This is a genomic window from Caballeronia sp. GACF4 (genome assembly GCF_023631025.1).
Taxonomy (GTDB): domain Bacteria; phylum Pseudomonadota; class Gammaproteobacteria; order Burkholderiales; family Burkholderiaceae; genus Caballeronia.
The window spans coordinates 225,337-243,490 of the sequence record NZ_JALQDW010000018.1 but is presented as its reverse complement, the minus strand read 5'-3'; the positions used below and the strand labels follow the sequence as shown (position 1 = coordinate 243,490).

Here is an 18,154-nt window from a genome sequence, read left to right as displayed (position 1 = left end):
CCACCCTGTTCGTGCGCGCGAACTCATGGACCTACCCCGAGCCAGCGAGCTCGCGCGCCGCCAGCATACGAGGACGAACAAGAGAGCAGCATCAATTCACTAGTCGCAGGTCAAATCAGGAGCTGACATGGAGACGTCGTCAAAGAATCGCACCGATTTGCAAAAGTCGACCCTGGCAATCGTCCTCGCCGGAGGGCGCGGCACTCGTCTCGGACCGCTTACCGACAGGCGCGTCAAACCTGCCGTGCATTTCGGCGGCAAGTACCGCATCGTCGATTTCGCTTTATCGAACTGCCTCAACTCGGGCATCCGCCGTATCGCCGTCGTCACGCAATACAAGGCTCACTCGCTGTTGCGCCATCTTCAGCGCGGCTGGGGTTTCCTTCGCGGCGAGTTCAACGAGTTCATCGATATCTGGCCGGCGCAGCAGCGCGTCGATTCGAGCTGGTATCGCGGCACGGCCGACGCCGTGTTCCAGAACCTCGACATCATCCGGTCGATTGCGCCGGAGTTCATCATCGTGCTGGCGGGCGATCACATCTACAAGATGGATTACACGCGCATGGTGCTCGACCACGTGGAGAGCGGCGCGGATTGCACCGTCGGCTGCATCGAAGTGCCGCGCATGGACGCGACCGCCTTCGGCGTGATGCATGTCGATGAAAATCGCCGCGTGACGGACTTCCTGGAGAAGCCCGCCGATCCGCCCGCCATGCCCGGCAAGCCCGACGTGGCGCTCGCGAGCATGGGCATCTACGTGTTCAGCGCGAAGTATCTTTATCACCTGCTCGAAGAGAACATCGCCGCGTCGAACACGGATCACGACTTCGGCAAGGACATCATTCCGCGCGTGGTGACGAGCGGCACGGCCATCGCGCATCCGTTCAGCATGTCGTGCGTGACCTCCAGCGCCGATCCCGAAGCGCCCGCTTACTGGCGCGATGTCGGCACCGTGGATGCCTACTGGGCCGCAAACCTCGACCTTGCATCGACCATCCCCGAGCTAGATTTGTACGACCGCAAATGGCCGATCTGGACCAATCAGGAACAGTTGCCACCAGGCAAGTTCGTGCGCGATCTCAACGGCCAGCAAGGCGCGATCACCAATCTGCTCGTCTGCGGCGGCTGCGTGATCTCAGGATCGCAAGTTTCGAAGTCGGTGTTCTCGTCGGCGGTGCGGGTGCACTCGTTCTGTAACATCAATGAGGCAGTCTTGTTGCCTCAGGTGACGATAGGACCGAGCTGCCGATTGCAGCGCGTGGTGATCGATCGCGGTTGCACGGTACCGGAAGGTCTCGTGATCGGCGAAGATCCGGACGACGATGCCGCGCGCTTTTTCCGCACGGAGTCCGGCGTCACGCTCGTCACGCGCGAAGCGTTGCAGCGGCTCGCGGATCGTTGAAGCCACAAAGTAGTCAACTCAACCTACGGGAGCGCCGATGACCGTGTGCGTGCTGCATGTTGCAGCAGAAATGTTTCCGCTGTTGAAAACCGGCGGCCTCGCCGACGTAGTCGGGGCGCTGCCGCCGGCGCAATCGCAACTGGGCACGAACGCGCGCGTGGTGCTGCCGGGCTTTCCCGCCGTGCTCGAAGGTCTCACCGGCATCGAGCCCGTCGCGGATCTGGGCGCTGCGTTCGGTGCCGGCAATGTGCGGCTCGAACGCGGTGTGTTGCAGCCGCATGGCGTAATCGTCTACGTCGTGCGGGCCGACCAGTTTTACGACCGTCCGGGCAATCCTTATCTCGATGCCGCGCATCGCCCGTATGCGGACAACGACCGGCGCTTCGCGCTGCTCGGCTGGAGCGCGGCACGTATCGCTGGCGGCGCCGATCCCGCTTGGCAGCCGCAGATCGTGCACGCGCACGACTGGCATGCGGGCCTCGCGCCCGCCTACATGCGCGCGTTCGAGCGTGAAGGCGCGCCGCGCGTCGCCACGGTGATGACGGTGCACAACCTTGCGTATCAGGGCGTCTTTCCCGCGTCCGAGTTCGGCGCGCTGCAATTGCCGGGCGACTTTTTCGCGGTCGATGGCGTCGAGTTCTACAGCCATGTCTCGTTTCTGAAGGCCGGGCTTTACTACGCGGACCGCATCACCACGGTGAGTCCGACTTACGCCCGCGAGATCCAGACGCAAGCCCACGGCGCGGGTCTGCATGGCCTGTTGCAGTCGCGTACCCACGACATCACCGGGATTCTGAACGGCGTCGATTATTCGATCTGGAGCCCTGCCGTCGATGACTCCATCGCGTCGCGCTACACGGCCGCGAAGCCATCGGCGAAAAGCAAATGCAAAGCCGCCTTGCAGGAGCGCATGGGCCTCACGCGCGATGACGACGCCCTGCTCTTCGGTGTCGTCAGCCGCCTGACCGAGCAGAAGGGTCTCGACCTGCTGCTTTCCGCCGTGCCGGATATCGTGCAGCGCGGCGGCCAGCTCGTCGTGCTCGGCACGGGCGACCCGGCGCTCGAAACCGGCATGAAGAACGCGGCGCTCGCGCATCCGGGCGCGGTGGCCGTCGAACTGGGTTTCGACGAAACGCTCTCGCATTCGATCATCGCGGGCAGCGATGTCGTCATGGTGCCGTCGCGTTTCGAGCCTTGCGGACTCACGCAGCTTTATGCGCTGTCGTATGGCGCGCCGCCGCTCGTGCATCGCGTGGGCGGGCTTGCGGATACGGTTGTCGATTGCTCGCTGGAAAATCTCGCGGATGAACTCGCGACCGGCTTTACCTTCGATGTCTTCGACCGCGCGGGGATCGTCGGTGCAATCCGGCGCGCGTTCGCGTTGAAAGCGCGTCGCACGGAGTGGAAGACCGTCGTCAAACGCGCAATGACGCAGAACTTCGGCTGGGAGACGGCGGCATTGCGCTACGCGGAGGTCTATCAGGGCGTGCTCGGCGCGTGAACGTGCCGGGCGCGCACCTTGCTTGCCGCCACGTGACGCAAATCACACGGAAACGCTCATGCAACGATCCCTCGAAGGCCAGATCGCGCTCGTCACGGGCGCGAGTTCCGGCATCGGCGCGGGTGTCGCCCAGTCGCTCGCCGATGCCGGCGCGAAAGTCGCCATCAACTATCACTCGCACGCGGAACCCGCCGAAAAGCTCGCCGCCGAGATTACGGCGAATGGCGGCGATGCCTTCGCCGTCGCCGCCGACGTCTCCGACGAACACGAAACCGACGCCATGTTCGATGCCGTCGTCAAGCGCTATGGCACGGTGGATATCGTCGTGGCGAACTCCGGCCTGCAAAAGGACGCGAGGTTCACCGAACTCACGCTCGACGACTGGCGCCGGGTTATCGACACGAACCTGACCGGGCAATTTCTCACCGCGCAGCGCGCGGTACGCGAGTTTCAGCGGCGCGGGCCGCGGCCGGTGTCGAAGGCGCTCGGCAAGATCATTTGCATGAGTTCGGTTCACGAGATCATTCCGTGGGCAGGGCACGTGAACTACGCATCGTCGAAAGGCGGCATTCAGATGATGATGAAGTCGCTCGCGCAGGAAGTCGCGCCGCTGCGCATCCGCGTCAATTCCATCGCGCCCGGTGCCATCCGCACGCCGATCAACAAGGACGCGTGGGACACGCAGGAAGCGCTCGACCGGCTGCTCACGCTCGTGCCTTATGGGCGCGTCGGCGAAGTGGAAGACATCGGGCGCGCGGCGGTCTGGCTCGCCTCCGACGACAGCGATTACGTCATCGGCACGACGCTCTTCGTCGACGGCGGCATGACGCTTTGCCCCGGTTTCGCCGACAACGGATGATGTGTTCGTCCCGACAACAAACGAAGGCCAGCGGGCCGCAACCACATAACCAACGGGACATACGATGAAGACAATCACAGTAGACGTCGCCGTGATCGGGGCGGGCACGGCCGGTCTCGCCGCGTTTCGCGCGGCAAGCGAGGCTGGCGCGAAGGCCGTCGTGATCGAAAGCGGCGAACTGGGAACGACGTGCGCGCGCATCGGCTGCATGCCGTCGAAGCTCTTGCTCGCCGCCGCGAATGGCCTGCACGACGCGCACGCGCTGGCTCCGCGCGGTATCGAAGGCACGCATGCGCTCGATGCCAATTTCGCGCACGTGCTCGACTATGTGCGGCACGAGCGCGATCACTTCGTGAATAGCGTGATCGAGGAAACGAAGTCGTTTCCCGACGGGTCGATCCTGCGCGGCCACGCCCGCTTCGACGGGCCGACGACGCTCGTCGTTAGCGACGAGACGCGCATCGAGGCGAAAAGTATCGTGATCGCGACGGGCGCGGCGCCCGTGATTCCCGACGAGTTGAAGGTCTTCGAGGACAAACTCATCACGAGCGACGATCTGTTCGAACTGCACACGTTCCCAAAGCGCATGGCCATCTTCGGCGCGGGACCGATCGCGCTGGAACTCGGACAGGCGCTGTCGCGGCTGGGCGTCGAAATATTCATGTTCGCGAAAGGCGGCGGCGTCGGCGCGATCAGCGACACGCCCGTGCGCGATGCGCTCGCCGCCGCGCTCGCCGACGAGTTCTATCTGGATGCGGATGCGAAGATCGACGAAATGTCGCTCATGGACGGGCAACCGACGCTGCGCTTCAAGACGCCCCAAGGCGACGAGCGCATCGAGCGCTTCGATCTCGTGCTCGCCGCGACCGGACGCGCGCCGAATCTGCAGCCGCTCGACCTCGGCAAAACGGGCATCGAGCTGAACGACAAGGGCGCTCCGCTCTTCGACGAAAACACTATGCAATGCGGCAAGAGCGCGATTTTCAATGCAGGCGATTGCGACGGCACCCGTCCCTGGCTACAGGATGCCGCCGACGAAGGCAAGCTCGCAGGCGACAATGCCGCGCGCTTCCCGGACGTGAAGCCGGTCAAGCGCAAGGTGCCCTTTTCCATCGTGTTCTGCGAGCCGCAGGTGGCGATCGTCGGCGCAGCCTACGACGATCTCGACAAGCAGATGACGGTGACGGGCGAAGTATCGTTCGAGACGCAAGGACGCAGTCGGGTAATGCGGCAGAATCGCGGCCTTCTCCATATCTACGCCGATGCCAAAACCGGCAAGCTGCGCGGCGCGCAAGGCTGCGGCCCGGCGATGGAACATCTCGGGCATTTACTCGCCTGGGCATTGCAACTCGACTTGACGCTGGACGAAACGCTGAAGCTGCCTTTCTATCACCCGGTTGTCGAAGAAGGATTGCGCACCGCGTTAAAAGATGCGAATAGAAAGTGCTATGAAGAACGCTCGGAGACGCCACCGGGATTGCCCAGCGCCGCAGGTTATTGAACGCCTGAAACGAGAAAGGCCGGCTGCAAAAGCAGCCGGCCCTTTTTGACTCAGAGCAAGAACGCGTGATTTAGCTTTGGCTCAAGCCATATTGCAGTGCAAGGTCAAAACCGAGCACGACGAGCGAACAGAACAGCCCCAGCGACAAATTCGCAACGCGATGCCCCACGTCCTTATGCTTCGTCAAAACCGCGCCCGCCAGGAAAGCAATTTCAACGATGACCTGCATGGCGAACACGGCGATCATCAGCGCGAACTCATAGCCCATCGCGTTGAAGTTCATGAAATTAAAGCCATTGACCGCAACGTAAGACCCTACTCGCCAGATTTCGTATGCCAATAATAGCAACGGGAAAAAGTAGCTGGCTACATAAGTCGGCAGTGTGGCGTGCCGCAGTTCCATATTTAAGTGTCGTGTTACTTGCATCGCGTACTCCTCGTCTGAGCGCCCGACAGGCCGGGCTAATCGCCTGCATCCAGTAACGCCATTGCAGCCGTGTTTTAACAGTACAAGGGCGTCGTGCTTTCAGAATAGGACAATTTTCGAGAAAGCGAATCATCGTTATCCCGATGATTCCACCCAGTAAGGGGTTTAAAGCGACATGGTGCAGTGCAGCTTAATAAAGCGATTATTACGTTAAGACGAATTAGGCACGCACGTGCGTGCCTAATTAACCTATTGCTTAATCTGCGTTACCGCTCCTGGGTTTTTCCGTATAACTTGATAATGCCCGAAAAGTCGAGTCCGCCTAATCCCTGCTGGCTCATCGACTGATACAACTGTTGTGCCAGAGCGCCCATGAAGACGGGCTGTTTTGCGCCGCGCGCGGCATCGACGGCGAGGCCGAGATCCTTGAGCATAAGATCCGCGCCGAAGCCCCCGCTATATCCGCGCGAAGCCGGCGCGGTTTCGACAATACCCGGATAGGGATTACACGTATCCGAACTCCAGCAACGCCCCGTCGATGTATTGACGATACTCGCCAGTTTCGAAGGATCGATACCGAGCGTTTCTCCGAGTTTCATTGCTTCGGCTACGCCGATCATCGAAATACCAAGCAGCAGGTTATTGCAGATCTTCGCAATCTGGCCCGTTCCGGTTTCGCCGCAACGCACCATGTTTTTACCCATGCCCGCCAACACGGGACGCAAGGTTTCGAAAAGCGCTTCTTCCGCGCCGACCATGAAGGTGAGCGTGCCGGCCTGCGCGCCGACCACGCCGCCGGACACCGGCGCGTCCGCGAACGGATTGCCGTGCTTCGCCGCCGCCGCGCCGATGAACTTCGCGGTCGCCGGGTCGATCGTGCTGCTGTCCACGAGCGGAACGCCTGCCTTGACGCCCGCGAGCACGCCGTCATCGCCGAGATAGACCGCCTTCACGTGCGCGGCGGCGGGCAGCATGGTGATGACCACTTCCGCGTCCCGCACCGCGTCGCTCGGGCGCGCGGCGAGCGTCGCGCCTGCCGCTTTCGCCGCATCGAGCGCGGGCGCGGAAAGATCGAACGCCGTCACCGCGTGACCGGCCTTGAGGAGATTCGCCGCCATCGGGCCACCCATGTGCCCGAGTCCGATAAAGCCGATATGCATCGCTGTCTCCTGTTTAACGCAACGCGATGGTCGTGTTGACGCCGTCGTTGACGGTGGCGTCGTCGAACCAGCGCGCGGTCACGGTTTTAGTCTGCGTATAGAACTGCACGACCTGCTTGCCGTACGGACCGAGATCGCCGAGCTTCGAGCCGCGCGATCCCGTGAAGCTGAACGCGGGCACCGGCACCGGAATCGGAATGTTGATGCCGACTTGACCGATATCGATCTCGCTCTGGAACTTGCGCGCCGCCGCGCCGCTTTGCGTGAAGAGGCCGACGCCGTTGCCCATCGGATTGCGGTTCACGAGTTCGATCGCGTCTTCGAGCGTCGCCGCTTCCAGCACGCATAGCACCGGCCCGAATATCTCCTGCTTATAGATGGTCATCTCGGTGGTGACGCCCGTGAAAATGGTCGGCGCGATGAAGTTACCGCTCTCGTAGCCTTCGATCGACACGTCGCGTCCGTCGAGCGCGAGCGTCGCGCCCTCTTCCACGCCTTGGCCGATCAGCCCGAGGATGCGTTCCTTCGCTGCCTTCGATACAACCGGCCCGACATCCGTATTCGGCTCCGTCCCGCCGTTGACTTTGAGCGAGCGCGCGCGTTCGACGAGTTCCGGCACCCAGTCCTTGGCCGCGCCCACGAACACCGCGACCGAGGTCGCCATGCAGCGTTGTCCCGCCGCGCCGAAGCCCGCGCCCGCGAGCGCGTTGAGCGTCTGCTCCTTGTTGGCGTCGGGCAGGACGACGGCGTGATTCTTGGCGCCCATCATCGACTGGACGCGCTTGCCGTGCTGGCTTGCGAGGTTGTACACGTGCGTGCCGACCGCCGTCGAGCCGACGAAGGAAATCGCGCGGATCAGCGGATGCGTGCAGATGGCATCCACCACTTCCTTGCCGCCGTGCACAACGTTGAGCACGCCCGGCGGAATGCCCGCTTCGACCGCGAGTTCGACCAGTTCCATGGTCGAAAGCGGATCTTGTTCCGATGGCTTCAGCACGAAAGTGTTGCCGCAGACGATCGCCATCGGGAACATCCAGAGCGGGATCATGGCCGGAAAGTTGAAAGGCGTGATGCCCGCGCAGACGCCAATCGGCTGGCGCAGCGTGTAGGTATCCACGCCGCCCGCGACGTTCTCCGAAAACTCGCCCTGTTGCAGCGTGCTGATGGAACACGCATGTTCGACGACTTCGAGGCCGCGGAAGATATCGCCTTCGGCATCGGCCAGCGTCTTGCCTTGCTCGGCGGTCAGCGTCTGCGCCACCCGTTTCAGGTTCTGCCGCACCAAATCCTGAAAGCGCAGCATGAGGCGCATGCGCACGCCGAGCGGTGTGGTGCGCCAGGTCTGAAACGCCTTGTGCGCGGCAGTGACGGCGTCATCGACTTCTTCCTTGGTCGCGAACGGCACGCGGCCGACGACTTCCTGCGTCGCCGGATTGACGATATCACGCCAATCCGCAGTCTTCGAGTCGATGAATTTGCCGTCGATCAGCAATTTGGCCGTGCGAGTCGACGTGTCTGCGCGAGCCGCGCCTTGAGCCGGATGTTCAGCAGCAATATTCACGAATGTCTCCTTGTTGGAATGTCATGCAGAAAGGACGAACGGAAGCGACGGGACGCGCCAGAAGGCCAGCGGCAAGGGAATCAGCATGTCGTCTCCGGAATCGTTATCGGCGCGCCGTCATGCAGCGCACTCGTACCCTTGAGTATAGTTATGCAAAAGTCCATCGACGCGCCATAAAAACACCCGATCGATATGCAAAAACACACGAACTTCGATCTAAGCAAACTCAACTGGGACGACCTGCGCTATTTCCTCGAAGTTGCCCGCACGCAGCGCGCGAGCCACGCCGCCAAGCGGCTGGGCGTGGATTACACGACGGTCGCGCGGCGTATTCGCGTGCTGGAAGACGCACTCGGCGCGCTGCTCTTCGATAAATCGCGCAGTGGCGGTTTCGTCCTCACGGCGGAAGGACAACATCTGCTCGGTTTCGTCGATTCGATCGAGACCACGGTACAGTCCGCCACCGAGCAGATCGCCAACACGGGCCACGCGCTGTCCGGCCACGTGCGTGTCGGCTCGACGGAAGGTTTCGGCTGCTTCTTTCTCGCGCCGCAACTCGCGCGCTTTCAAGATGCGCATCCGAACATCTCCATCGATCTGCTGCCCGTGCCGCATTTCGTGAGTCTCTCGAAACGCGAAGCGGATATCGCCGTCACACTCGAACGCCCGGAGCAAGGCCAGTACGTCTACACGAAGCTCTGCGATTACCGGCTCAAGCTCTACGCCACCGCCGAATATCTCGACGCGCATCCGCGCATTCAGACGAAGGACGATCTGCCGCGTCATCGTTTCGCGAGTTATATCGACGATCTCGCCTTCAGCTACGAGCTGCTCTATCTGGAGCGCGCGGTGCCGGGCGCGGTTTCGCGTTTTCGCAGCACGAGCGTGATCGGGCAGTACTTCGCCGCGTTGCAGGGCCGCGCGCTCGCCATCCTGCCGTGCTTCATGGCCGCGCCGGATGCGCGACTCGTGGCGGTGTTGCCGGAGCAAGTCGAAGTGACGCGGGCGTTCTATCTTTCTTGCCGCGAGGACTTGCGCAAGCTCAGACGCATCACGACAGTGTGGGATTACTTGCGCGAAGCAGCGGACGCCAATCGCGCGTTTCTCATGGGCAGCGACTCGAACATGACGTGGGTCGACGTCAAGGCATCCTGATTAATTCCGAGAGAAATAAGGCAAAAAGCGGAATTCGTAGCATTTTGATTCGAGACCTCAAATACGCGCATTCGTGCGGCATAATCGCCGGCCGGTTTCCATGTTCGATCCGCGCCGCGATCCTCCTATCCTCATGCTTTCGCCTAGTTCCATCCTGCTTCCATCCGCACGGGCTCACGACGCCTGTTCTGCTCGCGCGTCTCGCTAATGGCTTTCGTCATCTGGTCACGGCGATCGGTATCGAGCAAGCGCATTCGCTTCGTCGAAGCGCGTACCGCGCGTGCAATCGCCGTCGTCGCGCTGATCGCGCTGCTCATCGCGGCGCTCGCGCTCGGCATTGCCATCGGCACGATCTTCGGGCGTAGTCATCTCGGCGAGGAACACGCGCTCGTCTCGCGCAATTCCTACGAGATCGAACAACTCGGCCGTCTCAATGCCTCGCTGATCGAACTCGCGCCGCGCGTGGAAAGTCTTGCCGCGCAAGTCGGCGAACTGCACGATTTCGACGCTCACCTCAAGGCCGCGAACGGCGGCGAGGGCGGAGCACCCGGTGTCCACGACGTCCCGCCGCTGCCCGATAGCGACGAAGGCGGCCCCGCACTCGATGGCGCGGGCGGCCCCGAATTGCCGCCGCATCTTTGCGATATGAACAGCAGCGCGACCGGCTCGCCCCGGCAGCGCATGAAGCGCGCCGAGCAGATCATCGACTGTATCGGCGACAAACTCTCGCTGCTCCAGGACAAGACCTTTGCACACTACGCTGCCTACATGGCCTACCCCGGCCGCGATCCCGCGCCGGGCTCGCACTTCGGCTCGCCTTACGGCAATCGCTTCGACCCGTTCACCGGCAGGCTCAGTTTCCATCCCGGCATGGATCTGGTCGCGCCCACGGGCACGCCCATTCTCGCGAGTGCGGGCGGTCGCGTGGTCCAGGCCGGCGAGCATTCCGGCTATGGCAATGCGGTGGATATCCGTCACAGCAACGGCGTCGTCACGCGTTACGGCCATGCATCGAAACTGCTCGTGCATCAGGGCGAGTACGTGATGCCGGGACAAGAGATCGCCGAAGTCGGTTCCACGGGGCGTTCGACCGGACCGCATCTGCACTTCGAGGTGATCCTCGATGGCGCGCAGATCAATCCGAAGCCCTATCTCATGCTTTTCAGGGGCATCGCTCATGCGCAAGGCTGATTCCAAACGGGCGTCGATGCAACTCGCGCGCCACACCTACTCGCTCACGCCCAAGCGCAGTCTCGCGTTCGTACCGGGCGTCATCGCCGCGGTCTGCGCCATCGCCGCGCTCGGCGCTGCCGGCTATTCGCTCAAGACTTCGCACGAACAGGCGCGCAAGCTCGACGTGCTGTGCGCGCCGCCCGCCCCCGAACAGACGTTGCGCGATCAACTTCAGCATGCGCAATTCGCGCTCGAACAGGAAGCCGCGACGCGCACGGCGCTCGAACAACGCGCGGCGCAGGCCACCGCGCAGATCGAGAAATTACAGACCGATCTCGCCTTCCTCAAGAAACAGCGTTGATGCGCTTCTCGCCGCGCCGCCGGCGTCGCTCGTCACATCCAAACAGCATTGCAAGGACTCGATATGTTTTCATCGAAGAAAGACACTCAAGGCGTGAAGCAAGCCAAGCTTGCCACGCTCATCGCGCATAACGTTCATATCTCGGGCGACCTCGAATTCAGCGAGGGCCTGCGCATGGACGGTCAGGTCACTGGCAACGTGACGGGCCGCATGGGCGACGAGTCGCTGCTCGTCGTGAGCGATCAGGGCGCGATTCACGGCAACGTCGTCGCGCACGATGTGATCATCAACGGACGCGTGGTCGGCGACGTCACCGTCGCGAATTTCGTCGAGCTTCAGTCCAACGCTCACGTGCACGGCAACATCTACTATCAAAAGTTGCGCATGGATGTCGGCGCGACCGTAGAAGGCAAGCTGACTCGGCTCGATTCGATGCAAGGCGGCCTCGTCGCCACGTTGCCCGCGCCCGAACCCATTCCCGTACTCGATTACTCGGCGAAATAAGGCGTCGCGTTCTTGCAGCAAGGGAAACAGCGAGCATGCAAGGCGAGGCATTTCCGCTAAGATTCGAGAGATGAAGAGGCCACGCGCTCGCGCCCTCGCATGTCGCTCGTACATGACGCGGCCCGAGCGCCCATCGACGCGTGGCCCGTGACATCGACACAACAAGGGCGCCCCATGCTGGTCAATTGCGCGGCTTATCAAAACGGCCGGAAGCTCGCGGACGTGCATATCGACGATATCAACGCTTATCGCGATCTGCCCGATTCTTTCATCTGGGTTGCATTGAAGGAACCTGGTCCCGGCGAACTCGCCCACATGACGCATCAGTTCGGCTTGCACGAACTCGCGGTTGAAGACGCGCAAAACGGCCATCAACGTCCGAAGATCGAGGAATACGGCGATTCGCTATTCGCCGTGTTCCACACTGTCGAGTTCGATGAAGAAGGCGAAGTGCTCGTTGGCGAGATGAACGTATTCGTCGGCAAGAACTATGTGCTCTCGGTGCGTAACCGGACAACGCAAGGCTTTCAGGAAGTCAGAAAGCGCTGCGAGCGCGAGCCGCATTTGCTCAAGCACGGTCCGGCGTTCGTGATGTACGCGCTGCTCGACGCGGTGGTCGATCGTTACTTTCCCGTGCTGGAATCGCTCGGCTCGGAACTCGATGAAGTCGAGGAGCGCATCTTCGAACAGAACGGCTCGACGGCTTCGCGCGAGATCATCGAAGATCTCTATTCGCTCAAGCGCCGCATGACGATCTTGCAACATCACACGGCGCCGTTGCTCGAAGCAGTCAGCAAACTGTATGGCGGACGCTCTCCGGGGGTGTGCGCGGGCATGCAGGAATATTTCCGCGATGTGTACGATCACTTGTTGCGAATCGTGAAGACCATCGAAGGACGTCGCGAAATGATCGTTACCGCGATACAGGTGAATCTCGGCTTGATCGCGCTCTCGGAAAGCGAAGTAACCAAGCGTCTCGGTTCGTTCGCCGCGCTCTTTGCCGTACCGACCATGATCGCCGGCATCTATGGGATGAACTTCCATCGCATACCCGAGCTGGACTGGGCTTACGGCTATCCTGCGTGTCTCGCTGTCATGCTAGCGGTGGATTTAGTACTATATTGGCGCTTCAAGAAGGCAGGTTGGCTATAATGCTGTCTTGCAGAGCTCGCGCCTGGCGCCAAGACGGAACCAAAACGCGATTTCATTTGTCTAACAGAACGTGTCGGCGCGAGGCGCTTCAGGGTCTGTCGGCAGGCTCACCGGTTCTGAGCTGGTAGCTTGAATTGACGCGAAACGGCCTCATATCTCCTCCAGACTGTTGCCAGCGCGCATTCGACACGTTCACTCTAAGCTTTACCTGTACCGCACCAACCGCACGTCGGCAAAAATTCAAGGTCCTTGCACGGTCTTGGCCACGCCGATGTCGCCGTCCCGGTCATGCCGGCCAGGCGCTCACTTCCGAGCCGCCATGTCGTTCCGGCCTCTGTCCGTCAAGCTCTCGGGCCTGAATTGAGACGCGGCGCGCTCATCGTCAGGGGCGCGTCGGGCACCGCTTTCGCGCTTTGTTTGCGATGCACGCCGCCCTGCAGCGACCACGCCCGTGCAGCGCCGCCCGCCTTTTTGGCGACTTCCGCGGCGAGGCACTGTGGCAATGGCGCGGCACCCATGATTACTACTTCAACAGGAGCTCCATATGGCGAAAGAAGAACTACTCGAACTCGACGGTATCGTTGATGAAGTGCTTCCCGACAGTCGCTACCGCGTGACGCTGGACAATGGCGTCGTCGTGGGCGCATACGCCTCGGGCCGCATGCGCAAAAACCACATTCGTATTCTCGCGGGCGACCGCGTGACGCTGGAATTGTCGGTGTACGACCTGACCAAGGGCCGCATCAACTTCCGGCACAAGGACGAACGCGCAGGCAGCGGCGGCCCGCGTGCGCCGATGCGCCGTCGTTAAGCAGGAACGTCGTACATGCGGTAACGGTTTGATCAGGAACGCGCCCGCCCGATCCGCGGCAAACGCGTGCATTACCTTGAGCGGATCTTCACAACTTCGACGCGGCCGCTAGCCAGCCCGGTCGGGCAAACCGCCACGGCTGCGCCACGCGTCGATGTCTGTACATTTCGCTTAATCGAGCTATCGAGCGGCCCGCATCGCCAATATGGCGTTGAGGCCGATAGCGAAACCGTCTTCGTCATTGCTTGCCGAAACCAGGCTCGCGCGCCGTTGCACGGCCTCCGACGCTTGCCCCATGGCAATCGACACACCCGCGATCTCGAACATGGCGACATCGTTGCCCATGTCGCCGAGCACGGCCACACGATCCAGCGGCACATTCGCGCGCTTCGCCAGCTCGCGCACGGCGTCGCCCTTATTAGCTTCGAGGCTCGTGACATCGAGGTAATAGGTTTGCGAACGCGCCGCGTGTGCGCGATCCTTCAGCCGCTCCTCCAACCGTTTCTCGACCTGTTCGATCAGCGTCGCATTCGAAGTCGAACCGACGATCTTGTCCACCGCCGACAGATCGAGTTCGTCGAAGCGCTGTACGCGCACGCCTTCGTAGCCCACGGTGCGCGTTTCGAGCGGCACGTATTCGCCATCGGGATTGGTCAAGTACCAGTTATCGTCGATGAACACCCAGGCATCCACGCCCGTTTCGGCAAGCGTGTCCAGCGCGGTCTGCACGGCATCGCGCGGCAGTTTGTGCGCGGCGAACGTTTCCCACGTTCCCGGCTGAACCAGACTGCCGCCGTTGTAGGACCCAAACGGCAAATCCACGCCGAGCGTCTTCACGATATGACGCATGCCCTTGCCCGGCCGGCTGCTCGCCACCGTGAACTGCACGCCCGCTTCGCGCAGGCGCCGCACGGCGTCGACGGCTTTGTCGCCGAGCGTCTTGTCGGTGTAGAGCAGCGTGCCGTCGCAATCGGTGACGACGAGTTCGACCGTGGCGAGCGCCTCGAACGCGGCGGCGCCGTCGCCGGTTGCGCTATGGAGGCCGTAGCGGATATCGGCGGCGCTCATGCTTGCGCTCCCTTTTCCTTCTCCGCGTGCTGCGTATTGAAATGCGGCAACTGACGCGTTTCCCGCACGGAACGCGGATGCCAGAGCTTCGCGCCGCCTTCGATGCCCGCCGCGTTCGACACCACCGCCACGTTCGGCGGTAACTCGAACTTCAGATTCGCGGCATTGCCGCCGCCGATCCACAGCTTGTCGTAATTCACGAGCGACGACAGAATGCCGATGACCTTCTGAACGCGCTTGTTCCAGCGTTTATTGCCCGCCTTCTCGCGCGCCGCCGCGCCGATGTATTGGTCATACGCGTCGCCCTTCTTCGACACTGGATGATGCGCGAGTTCCAGATGCGGCATGAGTTCGCCGTCGCGAAAGAGCGCGGTGCCGGCGCCGGTGCCAAGCGTCAGCACGAACTCCAGGCCGCGCCCTTCGATAGCCGCGAGCCCCTGCATTTCGGCATCGTTGATCATGCGCACGGGCACGCCGCCGACGCGCTGCGAGATCAAATCCGCGAGCGGGATGCCGTTCCAGTATTCGTTGCCGAGATTGGGCGCGGTCAGGACGACGTTGTTGCGCACCACGCCCGGAAAGCCGATGGAAATATGCGTCGGCGGTTCGGCAACGAGCGGCTCGACCAGCTTGATGAGCGTATCGACGAGCACTTCGGGCGTCGCCGGATGCGGCGTGGCCACGCGCAGGCGATCGCTCTTCATCTCGCCTTCTTCCGAGATGATCGCGGCTTTCAAGCCCGTGCCGCCCACGTCGATGGCGAGAATGCGCTCGGCGCGCGCGGCGCCTTTGTCGATGGTCGTGCGGCTCTTGGTTTTTTTCGCTACGGATGTCGTGCTCACGCTTTTCGTCCCCTTGATCAGTCGGTTTTCTTGATGGTGTCGGTAAGCGAGCGCCACGCGCGGCCATCGGCTGCGAGCAGCTTGTCGGATGCCTCGGGCCCCGCGCTACCGGCCGGATACCCGTGCACCTCGACCTCGCCGTCATGCGGATGCAGTACGTCGTCCACCGCGGCCCATGCCGTCTCGATGCTGTCCGCGCGCTGAAACAGCGTCTCGTCGCCGAGCATGCAGTCGTAGAGCAGCGTTTCGTAACCGACGTTGGCGCGCTCCGCGAAGAAATCGCCGTAATTGAACGCCGAGCGCACCGCGCCGATCTGCATGATCGGTCCCGGCACCTTCACGTTGAAGTCGAAACTCGTGCCGTGCGCCGGATCGATACGCAGCGTGAAGACGTTGGGCGTGAGTTCATCGACGGGCGTGTCGCGGAACAGGCGAAACGGCACGGCCTTGAGATAGATCGAAATCTCCGTGCGGCGCTCGGTCAAGCGCTTGCCGGTGCGCAAGTAAAACGGCACGCCCGCCCAGCGCCAGTTGTCCACATAGACGCGCGCCGCGGCATAAGTTTCGGTGCGGCTGTCTTTCGCGACGCCGTCTTCTTCCTTGTAACCCTTGCCCGCTGGACCGGCCTCGTACTGGCCGAATACGACGTCTTTAGGATGCAGCGGCACGATTGCATCGAACACCTCGGCTTTCTTGTCGCGCACGGTTTCGGCGTCGAAGGAATTGGGCGGCTCCATTGCCACCATGCCGAGCAACTGGAACAAATGGTTCGGCAGCATGTCGCGAAATGCGCCGGTCTGTTCGTAGAAGCTGCCGCGCCCTTCCACTCCGATGGTTTCCGCCGCCGTGATCTGCACGTGATCGATGTACTCGCGCCGCCACATCGGCTCGAACATGGCGTTGGCGAAGCGCACGGCGAGAATGCTCTGCACCGTGTCCTTGCCGAGAAAATGGTCGATGCGATAAACCTGCGACTCCGACGCATACGAAAGAATGCAGCGATTGAGCTCCTGCGCCGTGGCCAGGTCGGTACCGAACGGCTTCTCGATGACGAGGCGGCGGAAGTTGCCGTCCTTCTCTTCCAGCAGGCCCGCGCTGCCGAGATGCTCGACGATAGGCCCGAAGAACCGCGAGCTCACCGCCAGATAGAACACGACGTTGCCGCCCTTGGCCTTTGCGAGCCGGCTTTTGAGGCGCTCGAAGGTTTCGTCTTCGGTGAATTCGCCCGCGAAGTATTCGAGCCGCTCGGTGACCCAGCTCCACGCTTTTTCGTTGAGTTGCGACGTGTGGAACGTGCTCGCTTTGTCGGCGGCGAACTTGCGTAGCGACTGCGTCAGCTCATCGCGCCAGTCGGCGGTTTCGCGCTCGCCATGATTGACGCCGATGATCTGCATGCCGTCGTCGAGCAGGCCATCCGATGCGAGGTTGTAGAGCGCGGGCATCAGGAGCCGCTTGGTGAGATCGCCGCCCGCGCCGAAGATGACCAGCGTGCAAGGCGGCGCGGGATGCTTGCCGGCAAGCGGCGTGGCCTGTTCCGGCTTTTGCCCGCTCAATTGCGTTGGATTCGATTGCTGTGCTTCGTTGTTCTCGTTCGGCATGACTCGTTCGCCCCTTGATCGTTTTGTGCAGTACTCAGGACAGACCCCGAGCGACGCGGCACAGTTCAAAAGCTTGCAGTGCTTTGCGGTAGAAGCAATAAAGACGTATGGTTTTTGTAATTCGCAACCTTACGTGTCGTAAAATATGCGCGCCAGCGGCGTGGGTACGGGCGGTGCGGGGCATGCGTCATCATCAACCATCAATGCGACACGGACCTCACATGAATGCCGACGATACCAAGATCGACCTGCCCGCCTATTACAAACGCATCGGCTACGAACAAACGCAGCATACGGCGGCCACGCTCGAAACACTGCGCGCCTTGCATGCGCTGCACCCGCAAGCCATCCCGTTCGAAAATCTCGATGTCCTGCTCGGCCGTCCCGTTCGCCTAGATCTTGCCTCGGTTCAGCGCAAGCTCGTGACCAATGCGCGCGGCGGCTATTGCTATGAACACAATCTGCTGTTCCGCAGGGTACTAGAAGCGCTCGGTTTTCGCGCGCGAGGTTACGCGGGACGTGTGCTGTGGGGCCGCGACGATCCCGCCATGCCGCCGCGTGCCCACATGCTGCTGATCGTCGATCTCGACGAAGGTCCCTTCCTCACGGATGTCGGTTTCGGCGGCATGACGCTCTCCGCGCCGCTCGCGCTCAAGTCCGGGCTTGAACAGATCACGCCGCATGGCGCGTTCCGGCTCGACGGCATCGAAACCGGAACCATGCTGCCGGGCTACATCCTGAACGCCTATATCGACGGCGACTGGAAGCCGGTCTATCGCTTCGACCTCGATCCGCAATACGACGTCGACTACGAGATGTCGAACCATTTCGTGTCGACTTACCCGAGTTCCGTCTTCGTGAACAACCTGCTCGCGGCACGTCTTGCGCCCGGCAAGCGTTACGGGCTTTTCAACCGGCGCCTGAGCGTGCATGACGACCGCGAAGGCACCAGTCATCGCGAACTGAAGACGATAGAAGAACTAAGGCGTGTGCTGTCGGAAGAGTTCGCCATTCGTCTGCCGGATGCCGCCGATCTCGATGGCGCGCTCGCGCGGCTCCCGTAACGTATCGAGCGCAAC

Annotated in this window: 17 protein-coding genes; 11 read left to right on the top strand and 6 right to left on the bottom strand. The window is 62.0% G+C overall.

All coding sequences use genetic code 11. The features are described from left to right. The first annotated feature begins 127 nt into the window (after nt 1–127). From glgC to NCR40_RS16190, 4 genes are all read left to right on the top strand, one after another. The gene (gene glgC, locus NCR40_RS16205) at nt 128–1,402 is read left to right on the top strand and encodes a glucose-1-phosphate adenylyltransferase (RefSeq protein ID WP_244828377.1); all 1,275 of its coding nucleotides are present in this window, start codon (nt 128–130) and stop codon (nt 1,400–1,402) included. A 37-nt stretch (nt 1,403–1,439) separates the two neighbouring features. Further along, complete coding sequence (glgA, locus tag NCR40_RS16200) at nt 1,440–2,903, top strand: glycogen synthase GlgA (protein ID WP_250509959.1); 1,464 nt, start codon at nt 1,440–1,442, stop codon at nt 2,901–2,903. A 58-nt stretch (nt 2,904–2,961) separates the two neighbouring features. After that, on the top strand, nt 2,962–3,762 hold the full coding sequence (locus NCR40_RS16195; RefSeq protein ID WP_250509958.1) for an SDR family oxidoreductase: 801 nt from the start codon (nt 2,962–2,964) through the stop codon (nt 3,760–3,762). A gap of 64 nt (nt 3,763–3,826) precedes the next feature. Then, the gene (locus NCR40_RS16190; RefSeq protein ID WP_250509957.1) at nt 3,827–5,263 is read left to right on the top strand and encodes a dihydrolipoyl dehydrogenase; all 1,437 of its coding nucleotides are present in this window, start codon (nt 3,827–3,829) and stop codon (nt 5,261–5,263) included. 70 nt (nt 5,264–5,333) lie between these two features. Here NCR40_RS16190 and NCR40_RS16185 read toward each other — a convergent pair whose 3' ends face one another. The 3 genes from NCR40_RS16185 to NCR40_RS16175 form a co-directional block, all read right to left on the bottom strand. Next, nucleotides 5,334–5,690 (bottom strand): hypothetical protein, encoded by a 357-nt coding sequence (locus NCR40_RS16185; protein ID WP_250509956.1) that lies wholly within the window; start codon nt 5,688–5,690, stop codon nt 5,334–5,336. A 266-nt stretch (nt 5,691–5,956) separates the two neighbouring features. Continuing rightward, a complete protein-coding gene (gene mmsB / locus NCR40_RS16180) occupies nt 5,957–6,850 on the bottom strand; it encodes a 3-hydroxyisobutyrate dehydrogenase (RefSeq protein ID WP_250509955.1) in 894 nt (297 codons plus the stop codon). Nucleotides 6,851–6,863: 13 nt separating this feature from the next. Then, nucleotides 6,864–8,411 (bottom strand): CoA-acylating methylmalonate-semialdehyde dehydrogenase, encoded by a 1,548-nt coding sequence (locus NCR40_RS16175; RefSeq protein ID WP_502800988.1) that lies wholly within the window; start codon nt 8,409–8,411, stop codon nt 6,864–6,866. Nucleotides 8,412–8,603: 192 nt separating this feature from the next. Between NCR40_RS16175 and NCR40_RS16170 the strand changes: the two genes are divergently transcribed. The 6 genes from NCR40_RS16170 (at nt 8,604) to infA (ending at nt 13,567) form a co-directional block, all read left to right on the top strand. Further along, nucleotides 8,604–9,566: a LysR family transcriptional regulator gene (locus NCR40_RS16170; protein ID WP_250466796.1), complete on the top strand. Its 963-nt coding sequence runs from the start codon at nt 8,604–8,606 to the stop codon at nt 9,564–9,566. Between the two features lie 207 nt (nt 9,567–9,773). Beyond that, on the top strand, nt 9,774–10,757 hold the full coding sequence (locus tag NCR40_RS16165; RefSeq protein ID WP_250509954.1) for a M23 family metallopeptidase: 984 nt from the start codon (nt 9,774–9,776) through the stop codon (nt 10,755–10,757). After that, a complete protein-coding gene (locus NCR40_RS16160) occupies nt 10,744–11,100 on the top strand; it encodes a hypothetical protein (protein ID WP_244828388.1) in 357 nt (118 codons plus the stop codon). The genes NCR40_RS16165 and NCR40_RS16160 overlap by 14 nt, the downstream gene beginning before the upstream one ends. 63 nt (nt 11,101–11,163) lie before the next feature. After that, on the top strand, nt 11,164–11,604 hold the full coding sequence (locus tag NCR40_RS16155) for a bactofilin family protein (protein ID WP_244828389.1): 441 nt from the start codon (nt 11,164–11,166) through the stop codon (nt 11,602–11,604). Nucleotides 11,605–11,778: 174 nt separating this feature from the next. Beyond that, entirely contained in the window at nt 11,779–12,756 is a 978-nt protein-coding gene (gene corA, locus NCR40_RS16150; RefSeq protein WP_244829707.1) for a magnesium/cobalt transporter CorA, read from the top strand. 544 nt (nt 12,757–13,300) lie between these two features. Further along, a complete protein-coding gene (gene infA, locus NCR40_RS16145) occupies nt 13,301–13,567 on the top strand; it encodes a translation initiation factor IF-1 (protein ID WP_244828391.1) in 267 nt (88 codons plus the stop codon). 180 nt (nt 13,568–13,747) lie between these two features. Here the strand turns inward: infA and NCR40_RS16140 are convergent, their stop codons facing one another. Genes NCR40_RS16140 through zwf form a run of 3 tightly spaced genes read right to left on the bottom strand, consistent with a single transcriptional unit; the run spans nt 13,748 to nt 17,075 of the window. Beyond that, nucleotides 13,748–14,635 (bottom strand): HAD family hydrolase, encoded by an 888-nt coding sequence (locus tag NCR40_RS16140; protein ID WP_250509953.1) that lies wholly within the window; start codon nt 14,633–14,635, stop codon nt 13,748–13,750. Beyond that, entirely contained in the window at nt 14,632–15,477 is an 846-nt protein-coding gene (locus tag NCR40_RS16135) for an ROK family protein (protein WP_244828393.1), read from the bottom strand. The genes NCR40_RS16140 and NCR40_RS16135 overlap by 4 nt, the downstream gene beginning before the upstream one ends. A gap of 17 nt (nt 15,478–15,494) precedes the next feature. After that, the gene (gene zwf / locus NCR40_RS16130) at nt 15,495–17,075 is read right to left on the bottom strand and encodes a glucose-6-phosphate dehydrogenase (protein WP_250466792.1); all 1,581 of its coding nucleotides are present in this window, start codon (nt 17,073–17,075) and stop codon (nt 15,495–15,497) included. Between the two features lie 221 nt (nt 17,076–17,296). On the opposite strand from zwf, the gene NCR40_RS16125 reads away from it, so the two are divergent. Then, nucleotides 17,297–18,139: an arylamine N-acetyltransferase family protein gene (locus NCR40_RS16125; protein WP_250509952.1), complete on the top strand. Its 843-nt coding sequence runs from the start codon at nt 17,297–17,299 to the stop codon at nt 18,137–18,139. The last annotated feature ends 15 nt before the right edge of the window (nt 18,140–18,154 follow it).